The following is a 13,353-nucleotide window of genomic DNA, read 5'->3' on the forward strand; positions in this document are numbered from 1 at the left end:
GATGAATAACGATGTTTTCCCGAATAAATTCAAAGCCGCACTGGCTGCGAAACAGGTACAAATTGGTTGCTGGTCAGCTCTCTCTAACCCGATTAGCACTGAAGTTCTTGGTTTGGCTGGGTTTGACTGGCTGGTGCTGGATGGTGAACATGCGCCAAACGATATCTCCACGTTTATTCCGCAGTTAATGGCCCTGAAAGGCAGCGCCAGCGCGCCAGTAGTGCGAGTGCCGACCAACGAGCCGGTAATTATTAAGCGTCTTCTGGATATCGGTTTCTATAACTTCCTGATTCCTTTTGTAGAAACAAAAGAGGAAGCAGAGCAGGCGGTGGCATCAACTCGTTACCCACCGGAAGGCATTCGCGGCGTCTCCGTTTCTCACCGCGCCAATATGTTTGGCACCGTGGCGGATTATTTCGCTCAGTCGAACAAGAACATCACTATTCTGGTCCAGATAGAAAGTCAGCAGGGCGTAGATAACGTCGATGCTATTGCCGCTACCGAAGGTGTAGACGGCATCTTCGTCGGCCCCAGCGATCTGGCTGCGGCATTAGGCCATCTCGGCAATGCCTCGCACCCGGATGTACAAAAAGCAATTCAGCACATTTTTAACCGTGCCAGCGCGCACGGCAAACCCAGCGGCATCCTCGCACCAGTCGAGGCTGATGCGCGTCGTTATCTGGAATGGGGTGCGACGTTTGTGGCTGTCGGCAGCGATCTCGGCATCTTCCGCTCTGCCACTCAGAAACTGGCTGATACCTTTAAAAAATAACCACCACCGCAACAAGAGAGATGATTGATATGACTATGAAAGTTGGTTTTATTGGCCTGGGGATTATGGGTAAACCAATGAGTAAAAACCTTCTGAAAGCAGGTTACTCGCTGGTGGTTGCTGACCGTAACCCAGAAGCTATTGCTGACGTGATTGCTGCAGGTGCAGAAACAGCCTCTACGGCTAAAGCGATCGCTGAACAGTGCGACGTCATCATAACCATGCTGCCAAACTCCCCTCATGTGAAAGAGGTGGCGCTGGGTGAGAATGGCATTATTGAAGGCGCGAAGCCAGGTACGGTATTGATCGATATGAGTTCTATCGCACCGCTGGCAAGCCGTGAAATCAGCGAAGCGCTGAAAGCGAAAGGCATTGATATGCTGGACGCCCCGGTGAGCGGCGGTGAACCGAAAGCCATCGACGGTACGCTGTCAGTGATGGTGGGCGGCGACAAGGCTATTTTCGACAAATACTATGATTTGATGAAAGCGATGGCGGGTTCCGTGGTGCATACCGGGGAAATCGGTGCAGGTAACGTCACCAAACTGGCAAATCAGGTCATTGTGGCGCTGAATATTGCTGCGATGTCAGAAGCGTTAACGCTGGCAACCAAAGCGGGCGTTAACCCGGATCTGGTGTATCAGGCAATTCGCGGTGGGCTGGCGGGCAGTACCGTGCTGGATGCCAAAGCGCCGATGGTGATGGACCGCAACTTCAAACCGGGCTTCCGTATTGATCTGCATATTAAGGATCTGGCGAATGCGCTGGATACTTCTCACGGCGTCGGCGCGCAACTGCCGCTCACAGCTGCGGTTATGGAGATGATGCAGGCACTGCGTGCAGATGGTTTAGGAACGGCGGATCATAGCGCCCTGGCGTGCTACTACGAAAAACTGGCGAAAGTCGAAGTTACTCGCTAATGACGTCGTGCCCGGATGGCGTATTGCAATCCGGGCCTGGAATCCAGGCCGAATAAGAGAAACGCCCTCCGGCGTCATGTGGTAACAGGCATAGGTATGAAAATCGTAATCGCCCCAGACTCTTATAAAGAAAGTTTATCTGCCAGCGAGGTTGCGCAGGCGATAGAAAAAGGATTTCGGGAAATTTTTCCTGATGCACAGTATGTTTCTGTTCCGGTTGCCGACGGTGGTGAAGGAACGGTGGAAGCGATGATTGCAGCCACCCAGGGGGCTGAACGTCACGCCTGGGTTACAGGGCCGCTGGGCGAGAAAGTGAATGCCAGTTGGGGGATCTCCGGCGATGGCAAAACCGCGTTTATCGAAATGGCGGCGGCCAGTGGGCTGGAACTGGTACCTGCGGAAAAACGCGATCCACTCGTGACCACTTCACGCGGTACTGGCGAGTTAATCCTGCAGGCGCTGGAGAGCGGTGCGACAAACATTATTATCGGCATTGGCGGCAGCGCCACCAACGACGGCGGCGCAGGCATGGTACAGGCGCTGGGGGCGAAATTATGCGATGCCAACGGCAATGAAATTGGTTTTGGCGGCGGTAGTCTTAATACTCTGAATGATATTGATATTTCCGGTCTCGATCCGCGCTTAAAAGATTGTGTCATCCGCGTCGCTTGTGATGTCACCAACCCGTTAGTCGGCGACAGTGGTGCTTCGCGCATCTTTGGCCCACAAAAGGGAGCCAGTGAGGCGATGATTGTCGAGCTGGACAATAACCTCTCTCACTATGCCGATGTTATTAAAAAAGCGCTGCATGTTGATGTGAAAGATGTCCCCGGCGCAGGAGCTGCGGGCGGTATGGGCGCGGCGCTGATGGCGTTTCTTGGTGCAGAACTGAAAAGTGGTATTGAAATCGTCACTACGGCGCTGAATCTGGAGGAACATATTCACGATTGTACGCTGGTGATCACTGGTGAAGGGCGTATTGATAGCCAGAGTATTCACGGCAAGGTACCGATTGGTGTCGCAAACGTGGCGAAGAAGTACCATAAACCGGTGATTGGCATTGCGGGTAGCCTGACCAATGATGTTGGCGTTGTACATCAGCATGGCATTGATGCGGTCTTCAGCGTACTGACCAGCATTGGTACGTTAGACGAAGCACTCCGCGGAGCTTATGACAATATCTGCCGTGCTTCACGTAATATCGCCGCGACACTGGCGATTGGAATGCGCAACGCGGGGTGACAAGGGCGCGCAAACCCTCTATACTGCGCGCCGAAGCTGACCAGACAGTCGCCGCTTCGTCGTCGTCCTCTTCGGGGGAGACGGGCGGAGGGGAGGAAAGTCCGGGCTCCATAGGGCAGGGTGCCAGGTAACGCCTGGGGGGGAAACCCACGACCAGTGCAACAGAGAGCAAACCGCCGATGGCCCGCGTAAGCGGGATCAGGTAAGGGTGAAAGGGTGCGGTAAGAGCGCACCGCGCGGCTGGTAACAGTCCGTGGCACGGTAAACTCCACCCGGAGCAAGGCCAAATAGGGGTTCATAAGGTACGGCCCGTACTGAACCCGGGTAGGCTGCTTGAGCCAGTGAGCGATTGCTGGCCTAGATGAATGACTGTCCACGACAGAACCCGGCTTATCGGTCAGTTTCACCTGATTTACGTAAAAACCCGCTTCGGCGGGTTTTTGCTTTTGGTGCCCAGGGTAAGATGAATATCTACGGTATTAATAACAGACTTTGTAAGAAGTTATTAAGTCTATATTGCATTTAAAAGGTCGTAATTATACATATATTTCTCTCATTAATTGTAAGTTCGCAGGTATTGTCCGATCGTTGAATCATTTGGGCGTTATAACCTAAATTTTTACCGTCCAATAATCAATATTTCTATTGTGATTGTTAACCACTGCGTGCATTGAAGGGTGAAAAATATGTGCAATTGAGAAGCCTTTCATTGATGCCAGCCTTGTCATCATGACAAACAATAATAGATGCTTATTTTCCTCGCAGGGTTCTTTCGCACTATCAAAAAATGCTCATTTACCCGGCATTACAGTCAACGAAGCAACATTCTATGGCCTACGCTGATGTAAAGCACAGCGAAAATCCTCCTTGTTGACTTCGTCTGACCTTATCGCGGCGACCAGCAATTATTCGTTTTGTGATCCTCAACACAAAATGCTATTCGTTGCCTATGAGGGGAGAAGAATTTATGGAAAACGATTGCATTCACAAAATGACGTCCTGCCAGAAGAGAAAAAGTTGACGTTAATCAATTGTTCGAGATGATCAATACCTGTATTCGAAATTTTAAAATATTGATAAAATAAATGTTTGTTCTCCAACAAATAGCGTGAAAAAATGTGACGTGCCGCATTATTTATCGCTGAAAATGGTTTGTTTATAATAAAATTTGAGAACTTACTCATTAAATTTAACTCAAATTTTGCCTGGTAATTATCCGGTAATTGCTTGAAATATAGTCTCAGCCCCTTTTTTGTATTAACCACATAAAGAATGATGTTATCGCCATAAAATATGGTTATCCCCGTCATTTTTTTTGACAAAAGTCAGGGTTTATGCTGATTTTCATACTTTAACTTGTTGATACTTAAGGGTATTTAATTTTGGTGACGATGCCATGGAAAGTATTGAAAGTTAATTTGTGAGTGGTCGCACATATCCTGTTCATTTCATTTTGATACACTTCATACCGTCAATGAGGTAATTAACGTAGGTCGTTATGAGCACTATTCTTCTTCCGAAAACGCAGCACCTGGTAGTCTTTCAGGAAGTTATTAGAAGTGGTTCTATCGGCTCGGCTGCAAAAGAGTTAGGGTTAACTCAACCGGCCGTCAGTAAAATCATTAACGATATTGAAGATTATTTTGGGGTGGAGTTAGTGGTGCGGAAAAATACCGGTGTAACATTAACACCTGCCGGTCAATTGTTACTCTCCCGTTCCGAATCCATTACCCGTGAAATGAAAAATATGGTTAATGAGATAAGCGGTATGTCTTCTGAGGCGGTGGTGGAAGTCTCATTTGGTTTTCCTTCATTGATTGGTTTTACTTTTATGTCAGGGATGATCAACAAGTTCAAAGAGGTGTTCCCGAAAGCGCAGGTTTCTATGTATGAAGCGCAACTGTCTTCGTTCTTACCGGCAATCCGCGACGGTCGACTGGATTTTGCGATTGGTACGTTAAGCGCAGAAATGAAGCTTCAGGATTTACATGTTGAGCCGCTGTTCGAGTCCGAGTTTGTGCTGGTAGCCAGTAAGTCCCGAACATGCACCGGCACCACCACGCTGGAGTCGTTGAAGAACGAACAGTGGGTGTTGCCACAAACCAATATGGGGTACTACAGCGAACTACTTACTACGTTACAAAGAAATGGCATCAGTATTGAAAACATCGTTAAAACCGACTCAGTCGTGACAATTTATAATCTTGTTCTCAATGCTGATTTCTTAACTGTAATTCCTTGTGATATGACATCACCTTTTGGTTCTAATCAATTTATTACTATTCCGGTTGAAGAAACATTACCTGTGGCACAATATGCCGCGGTATGGTCGAAAAATTATCGTATTAAAAAAGCAGCATCGGTTTTGGTGGAATTAGCCAAAGAGTATTCATCTTATAATGGGTGTAGACGAAGGCAATTAATTGAAGTTGATTAGTTATTTGTTTTAATTTAAACATAAATAATCCACCTGTCTGTTTTGCAGGTGTCGGTTACGGTTACCTACATATTTAATTCAGGCTAAGAGGTTTTATAATGCATATTACATACGATCTCCCGGTTGCTATTGATGACATCATTGAAGCAAAACAACGACTGGCTGGGCGAATTTATAAAACAGGTATGCCTCGCTCCAACTATTTTAGTGAACGTTGCAAAGGTGAAATATTCCTCAAATTCGAAAACATGCAGCGTACCGGTTCATTTAAAATTCGTGGCGCATTTAATAAATTAAGTTCACTGACTGATGCGGAAAAACGTAAAGGTGTAGTGGCCTGCTCTGCGGGCAACCATGCGCAAGGGGTTTCGCTCTCCTGCGCGATGCTGGGTATTGACGGTAAAGTGGTGATGCCAAAAGGTGCGCCGAAATCCAAAGTCGCGGCAACGTGCGACTACTCCGCAGAAGTCGTTTTGCATGGTGATAACTTCAACGACACTATTGCTAAAGTGAGCGAAATTGTCGAAATGGAAGGCCGTATTTTTATCCCACCTTACGATGATCCGAAAGTGATTGCTGGCCAGGGAACGATTGGTCTGGAAATTATGGAAGATCTCTATGATGTCGATAACGTGATTGTGCCAATTGGCGGCGGCGGTTTAATTGCAGGTATTGCGGTGGCAATTAAATCTATCAACCCGACCATCCGTGTTATTGGCGTACAGTCTGAAAACGTTCACGGCATGGCGGCTTCTTTCCACTCCGGAGAAATAACTACGCACCGAACTACCGGCACCCTGGCGGATGGTTGTGATGTCTCCCGCCCGGGTAATTTAACTTACGAAATCGTTCGTGAATTAGTCGATGACATCGTGCTGGTCAGCGAAGACGAAATCAGAAACAGTATGATTGCCTTAATTCAGCGCAATAAAGTCGTCACCGAAGGCGCAGGCGCTCTGGCATGTGCTGCATTATTAAGCGGTAAATTAGACCAATATATTCAAAACAGAAAAACCGTCAGTATTATTTCCGGCGGCAATATCGATCTTTCTCGCGTCTCTCAAATCACCGGTTTCGTTGACGCTTAATTAATTCGTTGAGGATAGGATATGAGTACTTCAGATAGCATTGTATCCAGCCAGACAAAACAATCGTCCTGGCGTAAATCAGATACCACATGGACGTTAGGCTTGTTTGGTACGGCAATCGGCGCCGGGGTGCTGTTCTTCCCTATCCGCGCAGGTTTTGGCGGACTGATCCCGATTCTTCTGATGTTGGTATTAGCATACCCCATCGCGTTTTATTGCCACCGGGCACTGGCGCGTCTGTGTCTTTCTGGCTCTAACCCTTCCGGCAACATTACGGAAACGGTGGAAGAGCATTTTGGTAAAACTGGCGGCGTGGTTATCACGTTCCTGTACTTCTTCGCGATTTGCCCACTGTTGTGGATTTATGGCGTTACTATTACCAATACCTTTATGACGTTCTGGGAAAACCAGCTCGGCTTTGCACCGCTGAATCGCGGCTTTGTGGCGCTGTTCCTGTTGCTGCTGATGGCTTTCGTCATCTGGTTTGGTAAGGATCTGATGGTTAAAGTGATGAGCTATCTGGTATGGCCGTTTATCGCCAGCCTGGTGCTGATTTCTCTTTCGCTGATCCCTTACTGGAACTCTGCAGTTATCGACCAGGTTGACCTCGGTTCGCTGTCGTTAACTGGTCATGACGGTATCCTGATCACCGTCTGGCTGGGGATTTCCATCATGGTTTTCTCCTTTAACTTCTCGCCAATCGTCTCTTCCTTCGTGGTTTCTAAACGTGAAGAGTACGAGAAAGATTTTGGTCGCGACTTCACCGAGCGTAAATGTTCACAAATCATCTCTCGCGCCAGTATGCTGATGGTTGCAGTGGTGATGTTCTTTGCCTTTAGCTGCCTGTTTACGCTGTCTCCGGCGAATATGGCTGAAGCGAAAGCGCAGAATATTCCAGTGCTTTCTTATCTGGCTAACCACTTTGCGTCCATGACCGGTACCAAAACAACGTTTGCGATTACACTGGAATATGCCGCTTCCATCATCGCACTCGTGGCTATTTTCAAATCTTTCTTCGGTCACTATCTGGGGACGCTGGAAGGGCTGAATGGTTTGATTCTGAAGTTCGGTTATAAAGGTGACAAAACCAAAGTGTCGCTGGGTAAACTGAATACTATCAGCATGATTTTCATTATGGGCTCCACCTGGGTTGTTGCCTACGCCAACCCGAACATCCTCGACCTGATTGAAGCCATGGGCGCACCGATTATCGCATCACTGCTGTGCCTGTTGCCGATGTATGCCATCCGTAAAGCGCCGTCTCTGGCGAAATACCGTGGTCGTCTGGATAACGTGTTTGTTACCGTGATTGGTCTGCTGACCATCCTGAACATCGTATACAAACTGTTTTAATCCGTAACTCAGGATGAGAAAAGAGATGAATGAATTTCCGGTTGTTTTGGTTATTAACTGTGGTTCGTCTTCGATTAAGTTTTCCGTACTCAATGCCAGCGACTGTGAAGTATTAATGTCAGGTATTGCCGACGGTATTAACTCGGAAAATGCATTCTTATCCGTAAATGGGGGAGAGCCAGCACCGCTGGCTCACCACAGCTACGAAGGTGCATTGAAGGCAATTGCATTTGAACTGGAAAAACGGAATTTAAATGACAATGTGGCCTTAATTGGCCACCGCATCGCTCACGGCGGCAGTATTTTTACCGAGTCCGCCATTATTACCGATGAAGTCATTGATAATATCCGTCGCGTTTCTCCACTGGCACCCCTGCATAATTACGCCAATTTAAGTGGTATTGAATCGGCGCAGCAATTATTCCCGGGCGTAACTCAGGTGGCGGTATTTGATACCAGTTTCCACCAGACGATGGCTCCGGAAGCTTATTTATACGGCCTGCCGTGGAAATATTATGAAGAGTTAGGTGTACGCCGTTATGGTTTCCACGGCACGTCGCACCGCTATGTTTCCCAGCGCGCGCATTCTCTGCTGAATCTGGCGGAAGATGACTCCGGCCTGGTTGTGGCGCATCTTGGCAATGGCGCGTCAATCTGCGCGGTTCGCAACGGTCAGAGTGTTGACACTTCCATGGGAATGACGCCGCTGGAAGGCTTGATGATGGGTACCCGCAGTGGTGATGTCGACTTCGGGGCGATGTCCTGGGTCGCCAGCCAAACCAACCAGAGCCTGGGGGACCTGGAACGCGTAGTGAATAAAGAGTCGGGATTATTAGGTATTTCCGGCCTTTCTTCGGATTTACGTGTTCTGGAAAAAGCCTGGCATGAAGGTCACGAACGCGCGCAACTGGCAATTAAAACCTTTGTTCACCGAATTGCCCGTCATATTGCCGGACACGCTGCTTCATTACATCGCCTGGATGGAATTATATTCACCGGCGGAATAGGAGAGAATTCAAGTTTAATTCGTCGTCTGGTCATGGAACATTTAGCTGTATTAGGCGTAGAGATTGATACAGAAATGAATAATCGCTCTAACTCTTTTGGAGAGCGAATTGTTTCCAGTGAAAATGCGCGTGTCATTTGCGCCGTAATTCCGACTAACGAAGAAAAAATGATTGCTTTGGATGCCATTCATTTAGGCAAAGTGAACGCGCCCGCAGAATTTGCATAATTTAGTTGAAGTATTGTAGAGAGATTATTTTTCATGAAGGTAGATATTGATACCAGCGATAAGCTGTACGCCGACGCATGGCTTGGCTTTAAAGGTACGGACTGGAAAAACGAAATTAATGTCCGCGATTTTATTCAACATAACTATACACCTTATGAAGGCGATGAATCTTTTCTCGCCGAAGCGACGCCTGCCACCACGGAATTGTGGGAAAAAGTCATGGAAGGCATCCGTATCGAAAATGCGACTCACGCGCCATTGGATTTCGATACCAATATTGCCACCACAATTACCGCTCATGATGCAGGATATATTGACCAGCCGCTGGAAAAAATAGTGGGTCTGCAAACGGATGCGCCATTAAAGCGTGCACTGCATCCGTTCGGCGGCATTAATATGATTAGAAGTTCATTCCACGCGTATGGTCGTGAAATGGATAGCGAATTTGAATACATCTTTACCGATCTGCGTAAAACCCATAACCAGGGCGTATTTGATGTTTACTCACCGGATATGCTGCGCTGCCGTAAATCTGGTGTACTGACCGGTTTACCAGATGGTTATGGTCGTGGGCGTATCATCGGTGACTACCGCCGCGTGGCGCTTTACGGCATCAGTTATCTGGTACGTGAACGCGAACTGCAGTTTGCCGATCTCCAGTCCCGTCTGGAAAAAGGCGAAGATCTCGAAGCTACGCTCCGTCTGCGTGAGGAGCTGGCGGAACATCGTCGTGCGCTGTTGCAGATTCAAGAAATGGCGGCGAAATACGGTTTTGACATCTCCCGTCCGGCGCAGAATGCACAGGAAGCGGTGCAGTGGCTCTACTTCGCTTACCTGGCGGCAGTGAAATCGCAAAATGGCGGCGCGATGTCGCTGGGGCGCACGGCATCGTTCCTCGATATCTACATTGAGCGCGACTTTAAAGCAGGCGTACTCAATGAGCAGCAGGCACAGGAACTGATCGACCACTTCATCATGAAGATCCGTATGGTGCGCTTCTTGCGTACGCCGGAATTTGATTCGCTGTTCTCCGGCGACCCGATCTGGGCGACGGAAGTGATCGGCGGGATGGGGCTGGACGGTCGAACCCTGGTGACCAAAAACTCCTTCCGCTATTTGCACACCCTGCACACTATGGGGCCTGCACCGGAACCTAACCTGACTATTCTGTGGTCGGAAGCCTTGCCGATTGCCTTCAAAAAATATGCCGCGCAGGTGTCTATCGTCACATCCTCTTTGCAGTATGAAAACGACGATCTGATGCGTACTGACTTCAATAGCGACGATTACGCGATTGCCTGTTGCGTCAGCCCAATGGTGATTGGTAAGCAAATGCAGTTCTTTGGAGCACGCGCTAACCTGGCGAAAACGCTACTGTACGCAATCAACGGCGGAATGGACGAGAAGCTGAAGATTCAGGTTGGCCCGAAAACGGCTCCGTTGATGGATGACGTGCTGGACTACGACAAAGTGATGGATAGCCTCGACCACTTCATGGACTGGCTGGCGGTACAGTACATCAGCGCGCTGAATATCATTCACTACATGCACGACAAGTACAGCTACGAAGCTTCGCTGATGGCGCTACATGATCGTGATGTCTATCGCACCATGGCGTGCGGCATCGCGGGCCTGTCGGTGGCAACGGACTCCCTGTCTGCCATCAAATATGCTCGTGTGAAACCAATCCGTGATGAAAACGGCCTGGCGGTGGATTTCGAGATTGACGGCGAATATCCGCAGTATGGCAACAACGACGAGCGCGTAGACAGCATTGCCTGCGATCTGGTTGAACGCTTTATGAAGAAAATTAAAGCTTTGCCAACCTATCGCAATACTGTGCCGACCCAATCGATTCTGACTATCACCTCTAACGTGGTGTACGGTCAGAAAACCGGGAACACGCCGGACGGTCGCCGCGCCGGAACACCGTTCGCGCCGGGCGCTAACCCGATGCACGGTCGTGATCGCAAAGGCGCCGTAGCCTCATTGACGTCGGTGGCGAAACTGCCATTCACCTACGCCAAAGATGGGATCTCGTACACCTTCTCCATCGTCCCTGCGGCGCTGGGCAAAGAAGATCCGATACGTAAAACGAACCTTGTCGGCCTGCTGGATGGGTATTTCCACCACGAAGCGGATGTCGAAGGCGGTCAACACCTCAACGTCAACGTAATGAATCGGGAAATGCTGCTGGATGCCATCGAGCACCCGGAAAAATATCCTAACCTGACAATCCGTGTCTCTGGCTACGCCGTGCGCTTCAACGCACTGACCCGTGAACAGCAACAGGATGTTATTTCACGTACCTTTACCCAGGCGCTCTGACGCCGGAGGATGTATGAAAAAGATTATCGAAACGCAACGTGCCCCAGGCGCAATCGGCCCTTATGTTCAGGGCGTTGATTTAGGCAGCATGGTCTTCACCTCCGGGCAAATTCCGGTTTGCCCACAGACCGGTGAGATCCCGGCTGATGTGCAAGATCAGGCGCGTTTAAGCCTCGAAAACGTCAAAGCGATCGTGGTTGCTGCCGGACTGAGTGTGGGCGATATCATCAAGATGACCGTGTTCATCACCGATCTGAATGATTTTGCCACCATCAATGAAGTCTATAAGCAGTTCTTCGATGAACATCAGGCGACCTACCCGACCCGGAGCTGTGTGCAGGTCGCGCGTTTGCCGAAAGATGTGAAGTTGGAAATTGAAGCCATCGCAGTACGTAGTGCGTAAGGCCTCGTGAGCGGGACGGTCGCAAGGTCGTTCCGCTCCACTTTACTGAACGGCAATCCGAGGGTGTGGATATGATTAGTGCATTCGATATTTTCAAAATTGGGATTGGTCCCTCCAGTTCGCATACTGTGGGGCCAATGAATGCCGGAAAAAGTTTTATTGATCGGCTGGAAAGTAGCGGCTTATTAACCGCGACGAGCCATATTGTGGTCGATCTGTACGGGTCGTTGTCACTGACGGGCAAAGGCCATGCCACGGATGTCGCCATCATCATGGGACTGGCAGGAAACAGTCCGCAGGATGTTGTCATTGATGAGATCCCTGCATTTATAGAGTTAGTGACGCGCAGCGGGCGGTTGCCGGTGACTTCTGGCGCGCATATTGTTGATTTTCCTGTAGCAAAGAACATTATCTTCCATCCCGAAATGTTGCCTCGCCATGAGAACGGAATGCGGATCACTGCCTGGAAGGGACAGGAAGAGCTATTAAGCAAAACCTATTACTCTGTCGGCGGCGGGTTTATTGTCGAAGAAGAACACTTCGGCCTGTCGTACGATGTCGAAACACCCGTACCTTACGATTTCCACTCAGCAGGTGAACTGCTGAAAATGTGTGATTACAACGGCCTGTCTATATCTGGCCTGATGATGCACAACGAGCTGGCGCTGCGCAGTAAAGCGGAAATTGACGCAGGGTTTGCCCGTATCTGGCAAGTGATGCATGACGGTATTGAACGTGGAATGAATACTGAAGGCGTGCTGCCTGGTCCGCTCAATGTGCCGCGCCGTGCCGTAGCGCTGCGTCGTCAACTGGTTTCCAGCGATAACATCTCTAACGATCCGATGAATGTCATCGACTGGATCAACATGTACGCGCTAGCGGTTAGTGAAGAAAACGCAGCTGGCGGGCGCGTGGTAACGGCACCGACTAACGGTGCGTGCGGCATTATTCCGGCAGTGCTGGCTTATTACGATAAGTTCCGTCGTCCGGTAAACGAGCGGTCAATTGCCCGCTATTTTCTGGCAGCGGGGGCTATTGGCGCGCTGTATAAAATGAACGCCTCCATCTCTGGCGCGGAAGTCGGCTGTCAGGGGGAGATTGGCGTGGCCTGTTCAATGGCGGCGGCAGGGTTAACTGAACTACTGGGCGGCAGTCCGGCGCAGGTATGCAATGCGGCGGAAATCGCGATGGAGCATAACCTTGGGCTGACCTGCGATCCGGTTGCCGGACAGGTACAAATCCCGTGCATTGAACGTAATGCCATTAATGCCGTGAAAGCAGTAAACGCCGCGCGGATGGCGATGCGCCGCACCTCGGCACCGCGTGTTTCACTCGATAAAGTGATCGAGACGATGTATGAAACCGGCAAAGATATGAACGATAAATACCGCGAAACATCACGCGGAGGACTGGCTATTAAAGTGGTCTGCGGCTGACATTGCTGTCAGCTTTCATCCTTGGGTGCACAAAATGTGCACCCTTTTTTATTGTGATCTGCCGCAAATAGAGAATAATTATTTCCATTAACTCAATTTAATAGAAAATTATTACCCACAATTGCTATTTCAAAGTCTTG

Annotated in this window: 11 protein-coding genes, 1 other RNA gene and 2 pseudogenes; 11 read left to right on the plus strand and 3 right to left on the minus strand. The window is 49.3% G+C overall.

Features of this window, described 5'->3' with window-relative positions; genetic code table 11:
* Position 1 precedes the first annotated feature (1 nt).
* The 4 genes from garL (at position 2) to rnpB (ending at position 3,343) form a co-directional block, all read left to right on the plus strand.
* Positions 2-772: a 2-dehydro-3-deoxyglucarate aldolase gene (gene garL, locus HBM92_RS03040; protein ID WP_001058223.1), complete on the plus strand. Its 771-nt coding sequence runs from the start codon at positions 2-4 to the stop codon at positions 770-772.
* A 29-nt stretch (positions 773-801) separates the two neighbouring features.
* A complete protein-coding gene (gene garR / locus HBM92_RS03045) occupies positions 802-1,692 on the plus strand; it encodes a 2-hydroxy-3-oxopropionate reductase (protein WP_001303675.1) in 891 nt (296 codons plus the stop codon).
* A gap of 96 nt (positions 1,693-1,788) precedes the next feature.
* On the plus strand, positions 1,789-2,934 hold the full coding sequence (gene garK / locus HBM92_RS03050) for a glycerate 2-kinase (protein ID WP_001296434.1): 1,146 nt from the start codon (positions 1,789-1,791) through the stop codon (positions 2,932-2,934).
* Between the two features lie 32 nt (positions 2,935-2,966).
* Positions 2,967-3,343, plus strand: an RNA gene (gene rnpB / locus HBM92_RS03055) — RNase P RNA component class A.
* Positions 3,344-3,486: 143 nt separating this feature from the next.
* Here rnpB and HBM92_RS25195 read toward each other — a convergent pair.
* The 3 genes and pseudogenes from HBM92_RS25195 to tdcR form a co-directional block, all read right to left on the minus strand.
* Positions 3,487-3,549 (minus strand): annotated as a pseudogene (locus HBM92_RS25195) (hypothetical protein); the annotation flags it as partial.
* Positions 3,550-3,551: 2 nt separating this feature from the next.
* A pseudogene (locus HBM92_RS25200) lies at positions 3,552-3,644 on the minus strand (hypothetical protein); the annotation flags it as partial.
* Between the two features lie 255 nt (positions 3,645-3,899).
* Entirely contained in the window at positions 3,900-4,118 is a 219-nt protein-coding gene (tdcR, locus tag HBM92_RS25205; protein ID WP_163491126.1) for a transcriptional activator TdcR, read from the minus strand.
* Positions 4,119-4,432: 314 nt separating this feature from the next.
* Here tdcR and tdcA point away from each other — a divergent pair, with 314 nt between their 5' ends.
* The 7 genes from tdcA to tdcG all read left to right on the plus strand — a co-directional run bounded on the left by tdcA (position 4,433) and on the right by tdcG (position 13,213).
* On the plus strand, positions 4,433-5,371 hold the full coding sequence (gene tdcA, locus HBM92_RS03065; protein ID WP_000104210.1) for a transcriptional regulator TdcA: 939 nt from the start codon (positions 4,433-4,435) through the stop codon (positions 5,369-5,371).
* Positions 5,372-5,469: 98 nt separating this feature from the next.
* On the plus strand, positions 5,470-6,459 hold the full coding sequence (gene tdcB, locus HBM92_RS03070; protein WP_000548347.1) for a bifunctional threonine ammonia-lyase/L-serine ammonia-lyase TdcB: 990 nt from the start codon (positions 5,470-5,472) through the stop codon (positions 6,457-6,459).
* Positions 6,460-6,480: 21 nt separating this feature from the next.
* Entirely contained in the window at positions 6,481-7,812 is a 1,332-nt protein-coding gene (tdcC, locus tag HBM92_RS03075; RefSeq protein WP_000107720.1) for a threonine/serine transporter TdcC, read from the plus strand.
* Between the two features lie 25 nt (positions 7,813-7,837).
* Entirely contained in the window at positions 7,838-9,046 is a 1,209-nt protein-coding gene (gene tdcD / locus HBM92_RS03080) for a propionate kinase (protein ID WP_001298325.1), read from the plus strand.
* Between the two features lie 33 nt (positions 9,047-9,079).
* Positions 9,080-11,374 carry a 2-ketobutyrate formate-lyase/pyruvate formate-lyase gene (tdcE, locus tag HBM92_RS03085; protein ID WP_000861712.1) on the plus strand — a complete coding sequence of 765 codons (2,295 nt, stop codon included), beginning with the start codon at positions 9,080-9,082 and terminating at the stop codon, positions 11,372-11,374.
* A gap of 13 nt (positions 11,375-11,387) precedes the next feature.
* Positions 11,388-11,777 (plus strand): enamine/imine deaminase, encoded by a 390-nt coding sequence (locus HBM92_RS03090; protein ID WP_000719990.1) that lies wholly within the window; start codon positions 11,388-11,390, stop codon positions 11,775-11,777.
* Between the two features lie 71 nt (positions 11,778-11,848).
* On the plus strand, positions 11,849-13,213 hold the full coding sequence (gene tdcG / locus HBM92_RS03095; protein WP_000622140.1) for an L-serine ammonia-lyase: 1,365 nt from the start codon (positions 11,849-11,851) through the stop codon (positions 13,211-13,213).
* The last annotated feature ends 140 nt before the right edge of the window (positions 13,214-13,353 follow it).

It is taken from the genome of Escherichia sp. E.sYA108, assembly GCF_011754335.1.
Taxonomy (GTDB): domain Bacteria; phylum Pseudomonadota; class Gammaproteobacteria; order Enterobacterales; family Enterobacteriaceae; genus Escherichia; species Escherichia coli.